16 protein-coding genes are annotated in these 16,365 nt (G+C 59.9%); 4 read left to right on the top strand and 12 right to left on the bottom strand.

What is annotated here, in order from left to right:
• Positions 1 to 420 precede the first annotated feature (420 nt).
• The 3 genes from I2E45_RS10605 (at position 421) to I2E45_RS06470 (ending at position 1,724) form a co-directional block, all read left to right on the top strand.
• A complete protein-coding gene (locus I2E45_RS10605; RefSeq protein WP_195445119.1) occupies positions 421 to 684 on the top strand; it encodes a type II toxin-antitoxin system HicA family toxin in 264 nt (87 codons plus the stop codon).
• Entirely contained in the window at positions 677 to 1,006 is a 330-nt protein-coding gene (locus I2E45_RS06475) for a type II toxin-antitoxin system HicB family antitoxin (protein WP_138374399.1), read from the top strand. Before I2E45_RS10605 ends, I2E45_RS06475 begins: the two co-directional genes overlap by 8 nt.
• A gap of 121 nt (positions 1,007 to 1,127) precedes the next feature.
• The gene (locus tag I2E45_RS06470) at positions 1,128 to 1,724 is read left to right on the top strand and encodes a 5-formyltetrahydrofolate cyclo-ligase (RefSeq protein WP_195445117.1); all 597 of its coding nucleotides are present in this window, start codon (positions 1,128 to 1,130) and stop codon (positions 1,722 to 1,724) included.
• Positions 1,725 to 1,747: 23 nt separating this feature from the next.
• Here the strand turns inward: I2E45_RS06470 and metA are convergent, their stop codons facing one another.
• Positions 1,748 to 2,674: a homoserine O-acetyltransferase MetA gene (gene metA / locus I2E45_RS06465; protein ID WP_195445115.1), complete on the bottom strand. Its 927-nt coding sequence runs from the start codon at positions 2,672 to 2,674 to the stop codon at positions 1,748 to 1,750.
• 210 nt (positions 2,675 to 2,884) lie between these two features.
• Here metA and I2E45_RS06460 point away from each other — a divergent pair, with 210 nt between their 5' ends.
• Positions 2,885 to 3,862 (top strand): L-lactate dehydrogenase, encoded by a 978-nt coding sequence (locus I2E45_RS06460; protein ID WP_195445113.1) that lies wholly within the window; start codon positions 2,885 to 2,887, stop codon positions 3,860 to 3,862.
• Between the two features lie 130 nt (positions 3,863 to 3,992).
• On the opposite strand, the gene I2E45_RS06455 is transcribed toward I2E45_RS06460, so the two are convergent.
• From I2E45_RS06455 to I2E45_RS06405, 11 genes are all read right to left on the bottom strand, one after another.
• The gene (locus tag I2E45_RS06455) at positions 3,993 to 4,961 is read right to left on the bottom strand and encodes an SIS domain-containing protein (RefSeq protein ID WP_195445111.1); all 969 of its coding nucleotides are present in this window, start codon (positions 4,959 to 4,961) and stop codon (positions 3,993 to 3,995) included.
• 144 nt (positions 4,962 to 5,105) lie between these two features.
• Positions 5,106 to 5,861: a GntR family transcriptional regulator gene (locus tag I2E45_RS06450; protein WP_035136787.1), complete on the bottom strand. Its 756-nt coding sequence runs from the start codon at positions 5,859 to 5,861 to the stop codon at positions 5,106 to 5,108.
• Positions 5,862 to 5,863: 2 nt separating this feature from the next.
• A complete protein-coding gene (locus I2E45_RS06445; RefSeq protein ID WP_195445109.1) occupies positions 5,864 to 7,843 on the bottom strand; it encodes a RecQ family ATP-dependent DNA helicase in 1,980 nt (659 codons plus the stop codon).
• Positions 7,844 to 8,165: 322 nt separating this feature from the next.
• Positions 8,166 to 8,885 (bottom strand): GntR family transcriptional regulator, encoded by a 720-nt coding sequence (locus tag I2E45_RS06440; protein ID WP_195445107.1) that lies wholly within the window; start codon positions 8,883 to 8,885, stop codon positions 8,166 to 8,168.
• Positions 8,886 to 9,103: 218 nt separating this feature from the next.
• Entirely contained in the window at positions 9,104 to 10,111 is a 1,008-nt protein-coding gene (locus I2E45_RS06435) for a YitT family protein (protein ID WP_195445105.1), read from the bottom strand.
• Positions 10,112 to 10,465: 354 nt separating this feature from the next.
• Entirely contained in the window at positions 10,466 to 11,095 is a 630-nt protein-coding gene (locus tag I2E45_RS06430; protein ID WP_195445103.1) for an HAD family hydrolase, read from the bottom strand.
• 159 nt (positions 11,096 to 11,254) lie between these two features.
• Positions 11,255 to 12,238, bottom strand: coding sequence for an SIS domain-containing protein (locus I2E45_RS06425; RefSeq protein ID WP_229025861.1), 984 nt, complete (start codon positions 12,236 to 12,238; stop codon positions 11,255 to 11,257).
• A gap of 199 nt (positions 12,239 to 12,437) precedes the next feature.
• Positions 12,438 to 13,271: a PTS system mannose/fructose/sorbose family transporter subunit IID gene (locus I2E45_RS06420; RefSeq protein WP_195445101.1), complete on the bottom strand. Its 834-nt coding sequence runs from the start codon at positions 13,269 to 13,271 to the stop codon at positions 12,438 to 12,440.
• A 13-nt stretch (positions 13,272 to 13,284) separates the two neighbouring features.
• On the bottom strand, positions 13,285 to 14,079 hold the full coding sequence (locus tag I2E45_RS06415; RefSeq protein ID WP_006235136.1) for a PTS mannose/fructose/sorbose/N-acetylgalactosamine transporter subunit IIC: 795 nt from the start codon (positions 14,077 to 14,079) through the stop codon (positions 13,285 to 13,287).
• Between the two features lie 36 nt (positions 14,080 to 14,115).
• A complete protein-coding gene (locus I2E45_RS06410; RefSeq protein ID WP_195445098.1) occupies positions 14,116 to 15,039 on the bottom strand; it encodes a PTS mannose/fructose/sorbose transporter subunit IIAB in 924 nt (307 codons plus the stop codon).
• Positions 15,040 to 15,221: 182 nt separating this feature from the next.
• On the bottom strand, positions 15,222 to 16,304 hold the full coding sequence (locus I2E45_RS06405; RefSeq protein ID WP_117746782.1) for a DMT family transporter: 1,083 nt from the start codon (positions 16,302 to 16,304) through the stop codon (positions 15,222 to 15,224).
• Between the last annotated feature and the right edge of the window lie 61 nt (positions 16,305 to 16,365).

Below are 16,365 nucleotides of genomic sequence, written 5' to 3'. Positions count from 1 at the left end.
CCAATTGTTCAACAAATCTGGTAAGTGGTATCACCAACCACTGATTTAACGAACTCAACCAGTATATTTACATACCCAAATCTACCTTTTTCTTTTGCCGCAGTCTGCCGATTTGTCTCGATCTGTAACGCTAAGGCGGCAATATTGGCTCCAGATGTTACAAATCGAGACGTTTCCGGATGACGCCGGCCCTTTGTCTCAATCTGTAACATCTAGGTCCAATTTTGCCGAGTTACTGTTACAGATCGAGACGAACTGCCGCAGACGCCCACTCCACAGCACAGACCACCACAAAGATGCCTGTCCCCATTCTCAGTGGTGATTCGAACACTTGTTCTATACGCACACATGTTCTATAGTAGAGGTGCTTGCAACGACCTGAAATTGCAACTAGAATATAGTTGCAGAATGTGAGGCGGGATGACTCGATCCGATAAACTCATCGCCCAACTGTTTAGCTGCCCTTCAACTTATCGGTATGCGGATTTTTTAAAAGTCATGGCTTCATATGGCTTTGAAATGGACAGCAAAGGCAAGACATCCGGATCGCGCGTTCGCTTCTACAGGCCATCAGATGGCAGGATGTTCGTAATGCACGCGCCTCATCCATCTGACGAATTGACAGCGGGGACCATTCGAAACATCGTTCGCTTTCTGCAAGATGTCGGAGGTAGTCATGAGTAACGTTTTGGCATACAAAGGTTATTTCGCCCCGGTCGAGTTCAATGCCGAACAGCATGTGCTAACAGGTATGGTCGCCGGCATTAGGGACGCAATCGTATTTGAAGGCTCCACGGCTGAAGAAGTGGAGCAATGCTTCCACGACGCCGTCGACGATTACCTTGAGTTTTGCGCCGAGAAGGGCAAGGAACCCGAGCGGGCTTTTAAGGGCTCGTTCAACGTAAGAACGGGCTCTGAGCTCCATAAGCAAGCAGCGCTGGCAGCGGCAAAGAAGGGTGAGTCACTCAATAAGTTTGTGACTGAAGCGATCGCTGCGGCGCTGTGAAGCCAACGTCGAGTCGAAGCCGCCACACAGGGCGCCTTTGTGGCGGCTTCGACGTTTGACCAGATAAAACCTGCCAAAATAAACCTGTCCCTTTTTGGTAGGTTTGGGAGAGAGGGCCGGGATGGACAAGGCTGAGTTGCGACGGGCGGTGATTGCTCGGCGCGATGCTCTTGATTTGGATGTGCGGGCGGCAAAGTCTGCCGTTATCTGTGCGCGGCTGGTTGAGCTGTCGGATCGCTTGGATGCCGCGGTGTCGCGCACCGTTGCCGTCTATGCCGCGGTGGGTTCCGAGGCAGACCCTGCCGCGTTTGCCGCTGCGACCGCCGCGCGCGGCTGGCGCGTGGCCTATCCGTGCATGCTCTCGGCAACAGACACCGTGGCTTGTGGCCAGCGCATGTGTATGCGGGCAGTTGCCGCCGACGATGCGTCCGCGGCTCCGTTTATCGCCCACCCCACGCAGGCCTTTGCGGCTACGAACATCGACAGCAACCGCTTCCCTATCGTGCCTGCCGAAGCACTCGACATGATTGTTGTGCCGCTCGTGGCCTTCGACCAAACCGGCGCGCGCCTAGGCTACGGAGGCGGCTGCTATGACCGCTACCTGCCCATGCTCTCGCCTGCATGTCAAATCATCGGCATCGCCTTTGACGAGCAGCGTGTCGACCACATCCCCACCGACGCCCACGACCTGCCGCTACCCCACATCATCAGCGCCTAACGGCTGGCGCACTTCCCGACGGTCTAGTGCTCCTCGCCGGCGCGGGCCAGGTCGTAGGGCGTGGTCTGATAGACATAGTAGTTGAGCCAGTTGGTGTAGAACAGCTGAGCCTGGCTGCGCCAGACGTTGCGCGGCTCGGCGGCGGGGTCGTCACCCGGGAAGTAATGCACCGGCACCTGAGGGTTGAGGCCGCGCTTCACGTCGCGCTCGTACTCCAGGCGCAACGTGTCGGTATCGTACTCGGGGTGGCCAAAGACAAAGAAGCGACGGCTGTCGGTCGACTTGACGATGTACAGGCCCACCTCGTCGGACACGGCCACGACCTCAAGCTGCGGCTCGGCCTCCACGTCCTCGCGGCGCACATCGGTGTTACGCGAATGCACGGCATAGAAACGGTCGTCAAAGCCGCGGACCAGCGGGCTTTGCGGCTTCACCAGATAATGCTCGAACACGCCACTCGCCTTTGCCGGCAGGTCATACTTCTGGATACCGTAATGATGGTACAGACCGGCCTGTGCGCCCCAACAAATGTGCAGCGTAGAGTGCACGTGCGTGGTGGACCAATCCATGATCTGGCAGAGCTCGGGCCAGTAGTCGACCTCCTCGAACGGCATCTGCTCCACCGGCGCGCCCGTGATGATCAGGCCGTCGTAGTGGATGTCGCGGATGTCGTCGAACGTGCGGTAGAACGTCTCCAGGTGGCCGGCGCTCACGTGCGTGGCCTCGTGCGTCTTGGTGCGCAGCAGGTCCACCTCCACCTGCAGCGGCGTGTTGGAGAGCTTGCGCATGATCTGCGTCTCGGTGGCAATCTTGGTGGGCATGAGGTTGAGGATGAGCACGCGCAGCGGACGGATGTCCTGGTGCAGCGCGCGGTACTCGGTCATGACAAAGATGTTCTCGCTCTCGAGCTGCGCGGCGGCAGGGAGGGCGTCGGGGATGCGAATGGGCATGGATGCTCCTTACGAGTCAGTTGCAGTTATGGTACAACGACCGGCCCCATCCGCGCGAGTACATCGCCCGGCGATGCCGTCAGCGGCCCAAATCACTCCAAAAGTAGAGATTAAGGCATGCCCAAAAATCTATGGCGCTTTAGCCTAGCAAAGTGGCAGCAGGACGCTACAATGGTTCGACGCGAAAAACTCGGCCGAAAGGATACATATATGTACCAGACGCGTAAGATCGGTGTGGTCGGCCAGGGCCACGTAGGAGCACATGTTGCCAACAGTCTGCTCATGCAGGGCATTGCCGATGAGCTGTACCTGTGCGATATCAACCAGGCCAAGGTGACGTCCGAGGTCCAGGACCTGCGCGACTCCCTTTCGTTTGTCCCGTACAACACCAAGATCGTCAACTGCTACGACCACTACGAGGAGCTTGCCTGCTGCGACGTCATCGTCAACGCCGCCGGCAAGGTCGCGCTGGCCGCCGGCAACCGCGACGGCGAGCTGTTCTTTACCACCGACGCCGCCCGCTCCTTTGCCAAGCGCATCGTCGACGCCGGCTTCGACGGCATCTTCGTGAGCATCTCCAACCCCTGCGACGTCGTGTGCACCGAGCTGTGGCACCTGACCGGCTACGATCCCAAGAAGATCATCGGCTCGGGTTGCGGCCTGGACTCCGCCCGCCTGCGCACCGAGATCTCCAAGAAGGTCGGCGTAAGCCCCAAGTCCGTCGACGCCTACATGATCGGCGAGCACGGCTTTAGCCAGCTGGCTGCCTTTAAGGCCGCAACCATCGCCGGCAAGAGCCTTAACGAGCTTCAGGCCGAGAACCCCGACAAGTACGCCTTTGACCACATGGAGGTCGAGGAGCTCGCGCGCAAGGGCGGCTACGTAACCTACCAGGGCAAACAGTGCACCGAGTACGCCGTCGCCAACTCCGCCGCGCGCGTTTGCGCCGCCGTGCTGCACAACGAGCATGCCGTGCTTTCGGCCTCTACGCTTATGACCGGCCAGTATGGCGAGGAGGGCATCTTCACCTCCCTGCCGTGCGTGATCGGTGCCGAGGGCGTCGAGGAGGTCTACACGCTGGACCTGTCCGAGCACGAGCTCGAGGGCCTCCACAAGAGCTGCCAGCACATCCGCGACAACATCGCCCAGCTCGACTGGTGGGACGCCGAGGCCTACGACGCAAAGTAGGCCGCTGGCTACCGCAACCTTGCGAATCTAAGCGCGATACTAAGCGGGCCGCACCGGAAATCCCCGGCGCGGCCCGCTTTTTACGCACGCTGTTCGCTTGCGAATCGAAGGTGAATGCTTTTCCCGGTACCTAGTACTGCTCGATGCCCATGTAGCGACGAATCTCGGGGCTGTGGTCGAACACCTTGCCGCGGGCGGCACGCAGCTCGCAGCTCATCGCGTAGAAGAAGATCGGCTCCAGGTACGAACGCACGCTGGCAGGCACTTCACCCACGCCGTACTCGAGCGCATCGAGCACCATGACTGTATCGGTGTGCGTGTTGAGGAACGCAAGAGCGCGCTCCTCCATGGGGCGGCACTCGCCCGATCCGAGCTGCACAAAGTAGAACACGCCGGGCTCGGTGGCTTCGAACGGGCCATGGAAGTACTCGCCGGAGTGGATGTAGCAGCAGTGCTGCCACTGCATCTCCATGAGCGAGCAGATGGCCATGGCATAGGTCTGGCTAAAGTTGGGGCCGGAGCCCAGGATATAGAAGAACTTGTGCTGCTGGCAGAGCTCGGCAAAGCGGGCGCCCAGCTCGGCGTTGACCTTCTCACGGGCGGCGGGCAGCAGCGCATCCATCTGCTTGAGGCCGGCATACATGTCGGCAAGCGCCTCGTAACCCTCCTGCTGGTCGAGCAACTCGGCGGCGATCAGAGCGCCAATGCCCTGCGGTACCTCGGCCTGCGGCACGCCTTCGCCCCACGGATAGACCCAGGTGGTCCACTTGCCGTTATCGATCTTGGAGCCCTCGCAGTCAGTGAGGGCAATGACCTCGGCACCGGCGGCCAGCGCCATCTCGCAGCCGTCGACGACCTCCTGCGTGTTGCCGCTGTGGCTGCAGGCGATGACGAGCGACTTCTCGCCAAGACTCTTGGGAGCCATCAGGCAAAACTCGCGTGCCGTGTAGACCGTCGAGGTAAACGTGGTGGCCTCACGCTTGAGCAGCTCGTTGGCCGGCATGAGATCGATCATCGAACCGCCGCAAGCGATCCAAAAGACGTTCTCGATCTTGCCCTTGCGCTCGATGATTTCCTGAACCAGATCATGTGCGTTCATGCTGATGCTCCTCCTTGTGGGGCGGCTTTGAACGACGACAGCTCGTACCTGCTGTCGTTCTATGTTGTCCTATTTATAGCACGTGTAACAACGCCCGTGAAGTCATCTCAGCAAATTTGTTCTATGTTGTTCTATCTGTGGACGTTAGATGTCGAAGACGTAGCGCGAGCCCACGATCTTTTGGCGGCCGAGCAGTAGAGGGCGCCCGCCGGCGTCGGTAAAGTAGGCCTCCATATAGAAGAGAGGCTCGCCGACCGGCACCTCCAGCAGCGGGGCCGTCTGAGTATCGGCAAGCGCAATCTCCACGGTGCAGGGGTCGGACTTGAGCGGCGCGCGACCCGAATGCTCGGCAACGAGCGCAAAGATTGAGTTATCGGTGAGGTCCTCGTCGGCCAGCGTCTGCAGGTAGGGATGGTCGGCAAGCACAAAGGCGTTGTTCTCGAGCATGACGGGGATGCCGTCGGCCGTGCGCACGCGCTCGACCACGATAAGCTCGCAGCCGGGCTCCACGCCAAAGAACGCCGCATCCTCGTGCGTCGCCGCGACCACCGTGCGCGACACCAGACGCGCACCCGGCACCATGTCGTTGGCAGCACAACCCTCAGTAAAGCTCTGGACGTCACCCTTCTGGCGAATCTTGCGCTTGAGCTTGGGGGCGCACACAAACGTGCCCCTCCCCTGCTGGCGGTTGAGATACCCCGCGCGCGACAGCTCCTCGATGGCACGGCGCACGGTGATGCGCCCCACGCCGTAGGACTTCGCGAGCTCCATCTCGGCAGGGATGCGCGAGCCGGCGGGGTACACGCCGCGCGCGATCTCGCCCTTTAGGTCATCCATGACCTGCTGGTACAGCGGCACGGCGGGCACGTCAGTGCGGTCGGTTTTATCGTCGAATGCCATCGTTACACTCCATCCCGCGCATGCTCGGACTCAAATTCTTCAATCGCCGCCATAAACTGCTCGCCAAAGGCGTCGGCTTTTTTCTCGCCAATGCCGTTGACCTGGATCAGCTCCTCGCGCGTCTGCGGACGCAGGCGGCACAGGCCGCGCAGGGCCTTGTCGGAAAAGACCATATACGGCGCCATCTCCAGCTCGGTCGAGATCTCCTTGCGGAGTGCCCGTAGGCGCTCAAACAGCTCGGCGTCGTCGCCCACGCGCGGTCGCTGATCCAGCTCGGCCTCCTCGCGCAGCAAATCCACCGCACGGCGGGCACGGGCCGAGGCCTTGCGCTTGGACGCGCGACGCTTAACGGTAAAGGCGAACGTCTCGTCCTCGACCTCGCCGGCACGCGGGCCCAGACCCACGACCGGATACTGGCCCTGCGAGGTGGCCAGGTAGCCCCGCCCGCACAGCTGGCCGATGATGTCCTTGATGCGCCCGACCGATTCGCTCGACAGCTCGCCGTAGCCGCGATCCTCGTCCAGATGCATCTGGCGAATGCGCTCGGTGTTGCCGCCGTGAAGCACGTCGGCGATCAGCGACTTGCCAAAGCGCATAGGGCGCGTGGCCACATAGCGCACGGCGGCGCGGGCCATGTCGGTGACGTCCTCGACCTCGAACTGCGTGAGGCAGTTGCTACAGTTGCCGCAGCCCTCGGCGTCGTCTGTGGTGCCGCCCGCAGCAGCCGCAACCGCATGCTCGGCCGCGGCTTCGTCGCCAAAGTAGCGCAGCATGTATTCGCGCAGGCAGCCGGTGGTATTGCAGTAGCCCTCCATCTGGCTGAGCAGGCGATAACGGTTCTGGAGCGCCCACGCGCGCTGCTCGTCGTCAAGCGCCTCGTCGGCCGCATCGCCGCGGTCGATCAAAAAGCGCCGCATGCGGAAATCGTTACCGTTCCACAGCAGATGGCAGCTGGCCGGGTCGCCATCTCGGCCGGCGCGGCCCGCCTCCTGGTAGTAGGCCTCGATGCTCTCGGGCACGTTGTTGTGAATCACGTAACGCACGTTGGGCTTGTCGATGCCCATGCCAAAGGCGTTGGTGGCAACCATCACCTGGATGTCGTCGTCGATAAAGGCACGCTGGCTCTGGCGGCGGGCGTCGTTGCCCATGCCGGCATGGTAGCGCCCCACACGAATGCCGCTGGGGCCCAGTGCCTCGGCAAGCTCCGCGGCCAGCGCATCGACCGTCTTGCGGGTCGAGCAATACACGATGCCGCTCTCGCTCGAATGCGCGATCACATAGTCGCGCACCCACGCGGTCTTGGCCTTGTCGCCCATCTCCTCGCAACCAAAGTAGAGGTTCTTGCGATCAAAACCCGTCACCACGGTCGCGGGGTTTTGCAGGCCGAGCATCTGCTGAATGTCCGCACGCACGCGCTCGGTCGCCGTGGCGGTAAAGGCCGCCACGATCGGACGCCGCGGCAACGAACCGATAAACTCGCGAATCTGCAGGTAGGCGGGGCGGAAATCCTGGCCCCATTGGCTCACGCAGTGGGCCTCGTCAATGGCCACGAGCGGCACGCCAATGCCGCCGTCCACCGCGGCCTCCTGCGCAAAGGCTAAAAAGCGCGGCTCGAGCAGGCGCTCGGGCGCCACGTACATAAGCTGGTAGCGGCCCTCACGCGCCCGCTTGAGCACGGTGTTTTGCTGGGCCGGGGTAAGGCTGGAGTTGAGATAGCTAGGTCGCGCACCCGCCGCGAGCAACGCACGGGTCTGGTCCTCCATAAGCGACAGCAGCGGACTCACCACAAAGGTGATGCCGGGCAGCATGAGCGCGGGCACCTGGTAGCAAATGGACTTGCCGGCGCCCGTGGGCATAACACCCAGCGCATCGCGGCCTGCAAGAATCGCATCCACCATGCGGTCCTGCCCCGGGCGAAACGAGGTGTAGCCAAAATAGGCGCCGAGCGTGTCGAGCGCCATCTGCTGCATGCTATCGGTCATGGTTTCCTAACGTCCAAGTCATCTGCCGCCGATTATACGCCGCCACGCGGACCGGTGCCGCACGGCCGTCGGCCACGGGCAACGCAATCCAAAAGGAACGAGCGTGGGATTTTTGGACACTTTCCCAACGGCTAATCTCTTGACAAGCGCGCAAACGTCGCTGGTTGAGCATAAGTCAGCGAAAACGCCCCTAAGCGAGCAAGGTGACGTGAAAGAGGAGGGAAGCGTACTTTGGGTACGCGACCGACGATTGAACGTCAGATTGCCGCTTAGGGGCGTTTGCAGCGTCGAGCCGTTACGCGGTTTGGTAAAACCGCGTAACTTACATGACCATAACGTAGCGCGATCCCACGTAGTACTGCTTACCCATCAAAACCGGCTCGTCATCGGGACCGGTAAAGCCGGCACGCAGGTTGAGCAGCGGATCGTGCGGAGCAATGCCCAGCTCGGCCGCCTGCTCGGCGTTAGCTCGAACGGCCTCGACCGTACGGTAGCCAACCGAGACAATCGGCGTTCCGCCAACACGCTCGACCTCGGCAAAAATCGACTTGTCCTCAAGATCGGCCGTCAAAAGCTCACGGTAGGCGTCAAACGGCACAAAGATGTTCTCCTCAAAGATGGGCTCGCCGTCGGCCGTACGCACGCGCTTGATATGCAGCAGCAGTGCATCCTTCTGCAGGCCAAAGAACTCCATCTCGTTTTGGCGCGCCGGAACAATCTGGCGATCGACCACATGCGCACCGGCCTTCATGCCGTTGTTGGCACACAGCGTGGTAAACGTCTGCAGCGTCGAGGCGTGAAACTGGCGGTTGATGTGCGGCGTGGAGACAAAGGTGCCACGGCCCTGCTGCTTAACCAGGTAGCCATCGGAGCACAGCTCCTCGACGGCTCGGCGCACCGTGATGCGGCTCACCTCGTACTGCTCGGCTAGCTCAAGCTCGGACGGAATACGCTCCTTGGGTGCATAAACACCTTTCTCGATCGCATCCTTGATTTCGTCGTAAATCTGCTGGTAAAGCGGTGCATTTTTGGGTGTAGGCATATCTAATCACTCTTATCGAAATATCGAAATAACTAATACGTATATAACGTCTAGTTTCATGTTACCTCATATTGATAAAACGATACACCCTCCCTACCAAAAAGCGACAGCTTCATTTTGGTAGGTTTTATCTGGGCAAACGAGAGTCCCTCGAAAGCAACGGGGCTTTCGAGGGGCTCGTTCGGATGGGTTGCGCAGGACCGGCAAATGCCAATACCCTACTTGCCGTCGTCCTGCTGTAGGCTGTCCTGCTCGCTGAGGCGCGCCTGCCTGCTGGCCATGCGTGCGGGCTTGTCGGGATCGGGTACGGCCGTGGGCATGGGTTCGTCGACATGACCGCCCCACCAGCCGCCCACAAAGTTGAGCGTGTGGAACACATTGATCACGGCGCCGGGATCAATGTCGCACACTAGCTTGATAATGTCCTGGCTCTCATAGGTCGAGACAACGGCGTGCAGCAAATACATCTTTTCGCGGCTGTATCCGCCGATGACCTCGGCGCAGCTAATACCGTGCTGAAAATGGTCAACATAGGCGGTCATGACTTCGTCTGCCTTGCGCGTCGTGATCTGCAACGTCACACGGTCGTAGCGACGATAGAAACTGTCGATGGTCTTGGTCGAAATAAACTGGAACACGATGGAGTACGCCGCGTTGTCCCAGCCAAACATAAAGCCAAAGATCGCCAGGATAAAGCAGTTGAAACCAAAGATGACGCCCCAGATGGTCTTGCCCGTGTGGTTGGAAACCCACAACGCGATAAAATCGGTGCCGCCGGTGGATGCGCCGGACTTAAGCGCGATGGCGGCGCCCAGACCCGAGACCACGCCGCCAAAAATGATGAGCATGATCTTGTCGCCCAAAAACGGCGCGAAGTGAAAGACGTTGAGAAACAGCGACGAGAGCACGACCTGCATCATCGAGAAGATGACGAAGCGCTTGCTAATGCCGCTCCAGCATAGGAGCGCCACGGGGATGTTGAGCGCGAGCATGCCGAGCGAGATGTCGATATGAACGCCGCCCAGCGAGGTAACGCGATCGAGTAGGACCGCGACGCCGGTGAGACCGCTCGGGAGCAGGTCGGCGGGCTGAATGAACGCCTGGATCAGAAATGTCTGGAGGACGGCAGAAATTGTGACCGCCACGGCGGTAATAGCGCGGCGGACGATGGTAAGGCGGCCGAGCACGAGCACGCGGTCCGTGAGCTGTTCGATGGCGTTCGCCACGGAGGCTCCTTTCGAAGGCAGATATAGTTGTGGGGCATGCCCGCGATTGTAGCATGGAGCGTGCGGGGGCGCTTCAATTCACCCTCTCTCGACAACCAAAACGGGAAAAGCAAGCCCGCGACCAATGGCCCAAATTCCAAGTGAGTAGACTTTTCGTGACCTGCCGAGCACACCAAAAACTGTCACCTCTGTGACCTGCGGTTTTACTAAGGCAGATACGCCTTGTGCTCGACCTGCGCCAAAAAGTCTACTCACTTAGTTCGAATCGAAGCCAAACGGATCCAAATAGATGACAAATTAAGCCAATCCGCAGCAAAAGACACGTGAATCAGTGCTTCTCGCGGCGGATTGACGCTACAAAGCGGCCAAAATGTCGGTCAGATTATCAATAACGGCATCGGCTCGCGATTGATCGAGGTTGACGCCCTCGTGCGGGCGCAGTGCCAGGACGCGGGCGCCGGAACGTTTGCCAGCCTCGATGCCCAAAGGCGAGTCCTCGATAACCAGGCACTCGGTAGGCTCCACACCCAGCGCCTCCATGGCACGCAGGTAGATCTCGGGGTCGGGCTTAAACGCACTGCACTCGTGACCGCTGATGGTGTAGTCCAGCACGTCGGCGATACCGGCAATCCCCACCAGCTCGTCGATCAACTCGCGATAGGACGAGCTCGCGATGGCACACTTCACGCCGCGCTCGTGCAGTGCGCGCATCACCGGCTCCGTCTGCTCGTTGAGCAGCTCGGCATACGGAACGGGATGGTCCGGGCTATAGACCTGCTTGTACTCCACGCGCAGGCGCTCGCGCAGCTCAACATCGTCAGGTACCAGCGACTTCCAAATGGCGGGCTCGTTAGACCCCGAAAGATCGGGGATCTCGTCAAAGTGAAAGCCCTTCTCTTCCATAAACGCCACGCGACGACGGTTGTAGAACCACTCGGTATCGACCAGCACGCCGTCCATGTCAAACAGCACTGCCTTGATCATACGCATCTCCTCCCACCTGCCAAAAAGGGACAGGTTTATTTTGGTAGGTTTTATCTGGGATTTGCGACGCGACAGACACGCCCTCCCCAGAGCAAAAAAGGGGACGGGGCGCAAACCCCATCCCCTCTCAATCAACCCGTAAGGTCTACTTACTTGTGATTAGTAGGAAAGCTTCCACATGTAGCGGCGCATGGTCAGCGGGTGCTGACGGGCCTCGGCGATCTGGTTGCCGTACTCGCGCATAACGGCGAGGTGCAGCAGCGGGTTGAAGTAGGTGACGACGCTCGCGGGCACGGCGTCAGCCAGGCCGTAGTCCTTGGAGTCGATCAGAGCGACCTTGGCGCCCATGCGCTCAAGGAAGGTGAGGGCGCGGGCGTCCATCGGACGGGTAGCGCCATCGGACATGAAGAAGACGTAGGGCTTACCCTCGGTGGAAACCTCGAACGGGCCGTGGAAGTACTCGCCGGTGTTGTAGGCGGCGGCGTCGATCCACTGCATCTCGGTGAACAGGAAGGCGGCGTGAGAGTAAGCCATCTTCTCGGAGGCACCAGAGGCCATGAAGTAAATCATCTTGTCGTCCTTGAAGTCCTCAGCGAACTTCTTGGCGAGCTTCTTGCAGGACTGAGCAGCGTTCTCGCAGAGATCGAAGACGTTGGTGAGGCCGGTGATCATGTCGTCGTACTTGTCATAGCCCTCGGTCTGCTGAAGGATCTCGAGAGCAAGAGCGATGGCATAGCCGGGCTTCTCGCACTTGGCAGCGAAGTTGGCGTGGAAGCCGTGAACGATGACGTAGTCAGCGTCGACGGTCAGAGCGGAGCCAGCCTTGTTGGTGAGGGAGACGACCGGGCAGTTGTGCTTCTTGGCGGTCTTGTTGGCCTCGACGGTCTCGGGCGTGGAGCCACCGAGGGAGCAGGTGATCACGAAGGTGTGCTCGTTGACCCAGGAAGGCGTGTCGTAGTTGAACTCGTTAGCGGTGAAGATCTGAACGTTCAGCTTGTCCGTGTTGTTGGCCAGGAAGTACTTGGCGGGGTACAGGTCGGACATGGAAGCACCGCAGCCGACGAAGGCGACACTGTGGATCTCGTGGTTGGACAGGACGTCAGCGACGATCTGCTTAGGGAGGTTAAGGTCGATCTCGTACATCTGACACATTCCTTTCGATTTTTGCGGCGCCACATTGCCGGGCGCTCGCAGGGTTACCGTGGTTTGGACCGAGTCGCCGGTCCGTTGAGGATGCGACAAGGGGACTGTCCCATTGTCGCATTTTGGGGATGGAAGCCTGCCTGGGGTATGGGATGCCAGGCAGGCCCCCGGGGGAAAGCGGTTAGGCGCTTGGTCGCGACTAGGCCAGAATGCCGGCCGCGGAGAGGGCGATGCCGCCCACGATGGCGATCACGAGAAGCCAACCGGTGTTGACGTTCTTCTTGATGAGCCAGTACATAAGGCCAGTGAGGCCAAGGGAGATCATCTGGGGCATCATGCCGTCCAGGATGTCCTGGATAACGACGGTGCCCTCAGCGAACTGCAGCGGGGTGGTGGCGCCAATCAGCGTAGCGATCATGCCGCCCACGGACATAAGACCCACGATGCCGCAGACATACATGAGCTTTTCCATGAGGTCGCCGCCCTGAAGCTTGCTCAGGTACTCGTGGCCGCCCTGATAGCCCATCTTGGCTGCGAACCAGGTGATCAGCACAGAGGGGACGATGGAGATGAGGATGGCCAGGATCGGGCCCATGATGGAGCCCTGCTGAGCCAGCTGAACGCCCAGGCCAAAGGCGATAACGCGGATGGTGCCCTGGAAGAAGGAGTCACCGATGCCGGAAAGCGGACCCATGAGGGAGGTCTTGACCGCGTTGATCGAATCGGGATCGAAGTTCTCGGGATCCTTGGCGTACTCCTCCTCCATGGAGGCGGAGAGGCCCAGGATGAAAGCGCTCGTCTGCGGGGTGCAGTTGTAGAACGCCATGTGACGGTGGTAAGCCTCTTTCTTCGCAGCGAGCTGCTTGGGGTCGGACTCATCCGGATAGAGGCGATCGAGCGTGGGAACCATGCCGTAGAGGAAGCCCATGTTCATCTGACGCTCGTAGTTCCAAGAGGCCTGGATGGCCCAGGAGCGCCAGAAGAACTGGCTGACCTTCTTGTTCAGGGACACGTCCTTGGTTGCGGTTGCCATAGTGTGTTCCTCCTTAGTCTTCGTCGTCTTCGAGCGGATCGTAGTCGGAATCAACACCGGCGGCTGCATGGGAACCGTTGAACTTGAAGCCCATGAAGACGACAGCCAGGCACACACCGATCAGAGCGACCGCGATGACGGACAGGTTGAGGTAAGCGGCGAGCAGGAAACCGATGAACAGGAACGGAGTCATACCCTTCTTGATCATCATGGTGAGCAGCAGGGCCAAGCCGTAGGCGGTCATGATCTTGGTCGAAACGTTAAGACCAGTGGACAGCCACTCGGGAACCATGTTGACGATGGCCTGAACCAGGTCGGTGCCAACAAAAACGGCGAGGAAGATCGGCAGGAAGTACATGACGGCGTACAGACCGGAGCCGGCGCAGATGTGCATACGGTAGGCGGTCTTGAACTTTCCGTTATCGATCGCGCTATCTGCCACATGGGTGAGGGCGGCGATGATGGAACGGAACACGATGCCGAGAAGCTGACCCAGGACGGCGACCGGGATGGCGATCGTCATGGCGGTCTCGGCGGAAGCATCGGTCAGGCACGCAAAGGCAGCGGCCACGATGCCGCCCAGGACCATATCGGGCGGAACGGCGGCGCCGACCTGCACCAGGCCCATGGACACGAGCTCGACGGCGGCACCGACGGCAAGGCCGGTGGGCACATCGCCCAGCAGCAGACCGACGAGCGTAGCGCCAACGAGGGGCTGCTCGAAGTTAAGACGACCGAGCAGGCGGGAGTCCCACATGCAGAACACGCCGACGAGGCCGACGAGCACCGCACTGATGAACGTATTCATACCCTTCTCCTTTCAGTCAGGCAAAAGCCTGGTTGATTACAGCTTGGCGTCGATGTCGACGCTCTGATACGTAGGGGTCTGCTGGACGTAGAGCTTGATGCCCATGTCGAGCAGTTGGTTGACGTCGGCCTTCTGGTTGGCGTCGAGGAAGACGGAGCTGTCCTTGCCGCCGACCTGATCGGCACCGTCGTGGTTGGCGGTGGCGCCCAGGTTGATGGCGTCGAGCTTGTAGCCCTGGCAGAACTGCAGCATCTCGGCAGTGTTGCCAAAGACGAACATGACGCGCTCGCCGAGGGTGTTGAGCTTGTCCATCTTGGCGAGGGCACGCTCGACGGTGAAGACGTTCAGGCGCACGCCCTGGGGCTTGGCCAGCTTAAGAGCGCCCTTCTTGATGTCATCGTTGGCGGCAGCGTTGTCGACGACGATGATGCGCTCGGCCTGAACCTTGGTGGTCCAGGTAAAGACGACCTGGCCGTGCAGCAGACGGTAGTCAAGACGTGCGAGGACGATCTTGGCGGGACCGGAGCTGTGACGGGACGCCTTGGCCTTCTTGGCGGGAGCCGCGGCGGCCTCGACCGGTGCGTTGGGGTTGGTCAGACCGGTGCGGGCCTCGTTGATGAGGGCCGCGAGCTCGGCGCCCTTGACGGGGACGGGGCTCATAGCGAGCGTCAGTGCCAACGGAATGTTGAAACCGCTGACAACCGTGAACTTCGTGCCGTTCTTGGAAAGCTCGACCATGTTGTTGTTGACCGAGCTGCCGAGCATATCGGTCAGCACATAGACGGTGTCGTCCGCGTTGAACGTGGCGATCATAGCCTCAACCTTATTGGTGATGGGCTCCTTGTCGTCACGAGCAAGCGACACGACGTGGACGTTCGACACGTCGCCGAGAACCATCTCGAGCGTGTCTTTGGCGCCTGCGGCCAGGCCGCCATGAGATGCGAGAATGATCTGATTCATCTTGCCTCCTCCTTTTCGTTATGGTCATTATAACGTCTTATACGTTGCTTATATTGCTAATTAGTATAAAGACCGTTCGCGGGTGAAAATCGACCGTTGACGGGTTTAACGTACTCGAAACGTTGGGCTGGGTAGGCCGGCGCTAGCTGGATAACCCCAGGTCAGACCCTGCGCGCAATCCCCTATCGCACGAAGTACCAGGGGCTTTCCTGTACGGTGGGTTCCAGCGCAATGCCGGTGCGTTCCTTAAACAGATCCATGTCCTGAGATTTTTCGGTCCACCACGCGTTGGGCTTAAAGGTCATACTCTCAACGATATGGCCGACAAAGGCGCTGTTGCGCAGCTTGGAGAAGTCGGTGTTCATAATCAGGATGGACGCGAGCACCAGCACGATGCCCAGGACTTTAATCGCGCCGGCGGGCTCGGCGTAGACACCAATGCCCACCAGTACGGTGACAACCGTCTCGAAAGACATTACGACGGGAACTTTCGATGTCTCGAGCCCCATGGACAGACCCTGCATATATAAGATGTAAGCAACGGCTGTGGGGATGAGTCCAAAGCCAAGGAACAGCAGCAGCAGCTGTGGCGACATTGCCGCGGCGACATCCGGCCACGGAGCCGCGATAGCTGCCATAACCGCACCGCCAAAAACAAAGCCCCAAAACGTGACAGCCAGCGGGTGGACCGTCTTGGTTGCTATTCGGCTAAACACCGCGAGCGACGCACCACAAAGGCCTGCAATCACGCCCGACGTGACGCCCCAAACCGAAAAATGAAAACCGGAAAGGTCGCCATTGGTCACTGCAAGCACGCAGCCTACGATGTTAAAGACAATGGCAACGAGCTTGTTGGGGGTCACGTCCTCGCGATAAAGCACGCGGCCGAGCATGACGCCAAACACCGGCGAGGTGTAGAGCAGCACCGAGGCCGTGGACATGCCCACCTCGCCCATGCACTCGTAATAGCAGGTGTTGGCGGCGGCCAAACCGACGATGCCGACAAGCGCACAGGGAACAAGCTCTTTAGGGCTTGCCTTGAACAGGGCCAGCGGACCCTGAGCCACGGTAGACCCCTCACCCGGACGGCAGCCCATAAACATCAGGACCGGCGCCAAGATAAGCGCTCCGACCAACAAGCGAAAGGCAGCCATGCTCTGGGACGAAACGCCCATGGCCGAGATGCCGTTTACAAAGATTCCGATGCTGCCCCACATAAGCGCGGCGATCAGCACCAGCACATAGCCCAGATTGCTCTTCTTCAACGCAGCCTCCTCGGTATTGTTTCCAATATGTTTCGTACTACGTTATAGTCGTTATATACAT

Source organism: Collinsella aerofaciens, assembly GCF_015555045.1.
GTDB lineage: Bacteria > Actinomycetota > Coriobacteriia > Coriobacteriales > Coriobacteriaceae > Collinsella > Collinsella aerofaciens_W.
This window is presented reverse-complemented; position numbering and strand designations above follow the sequence as displayed.

Bases quoted from the DNA above. Each gene is read 5' to 3' on its own strand.
- I2E45_RS10605 (WP_195445119.1), top strand. From the start codon at position 421: ATGACTCGATCCGATAAACTCATCGCCCAACTGTTTAGCTGCCCTTCA.
- I2E45_RS06475 (WP_138374399.1), top strand. From the start codon at position 677: ATGAGTAACGTTTTGGCATACAAAGGTTATTTCGCCCCGGTCGAGTTC.
- I2E45_RS06470 (WP_195445117.1), top strand. From the start codon at position 1,128: ATGGACAAGGCTGAGTTGCGACGGGCGGTGATTGCTCGGCGCGATGCT.
- metA (WP_195445115.1), bottom strand. From the start codon at position 2,674: ATGCCCATTCGCATCCCCGACGCCCTCCCTGCCGCCGCGCAGCTCGAG.
- I2E45_RS06460 (WP_195445113.1), top strand. From the start codon at position 2,885: ATGTACCAGACGCGTAAGATCGGTGTGGTCGGCCAGGGCCACGTAGGA.
- I2E45_RS06455 (WP_195445111.1), bottom strand. From the start codon at position 4,961: ATGAACGCACATGATCTGGTTCAGGAAATCATCGAGCGCAAGGGCAAG.
- I2E45_RS06450 (WP_035136787.1), bottom strand. From the start codon at position 5,861: ATGGCATTCGACGATAAAACCGACCGCACTGACGTGCCCGCCGTGCCG.
- I2E45_RS06445 (WP_195445109.1), bottom strand. From the start codon at position 7,843: ATGACCGATAGCATGCAGCAGATGGCGCTCGACACGCTCGGCGCCTAT.
- I2E45_RS06440 (WP_195445107.1), bottom strand. From the start codon at position 8,885: ATGCCTACACCCAAAAATGCACCGCTTTACCAGCAGATTTACGACGAA.
- I2E45_RS06430 (WP_195445103.1), bottom strand. From the start codon at position 11,095: ATGATCAAGGCAGTGCTGTTTGACATGGACGGCGTGCTGGTCGATACC.
- I2E45_RS06425 (WP_229025861.1), bottom strand. From the start codon at position 12,238: ATGTACGAGATCGACCTTAACCTCCCTAAGCAGATCGTCGCTGACGTC.
- I2E45_RS06420 (WP_195445101.1), bottom strand. From the start codon at position 13,271: ATGGCAACCGCAACCAAGGACGTGTCCCTGAACAAGAAGGTCAGCCAG.
- I2E45_RS06415 (WP_006235136.1), bottom strand. From the start codon at position 14,079: ATGAATACGTTCATCAGTGCGGTGCTCGTCGGCCTCGTCGGCGTGTTC.
- I2E45_RS06410 (WP_195445098.1), bottom strand. From the start codon at position 15,039: ATGAATCAGATCATTCTCGCATCTCATGGCGGCCTGGCCGCAGGCGCC.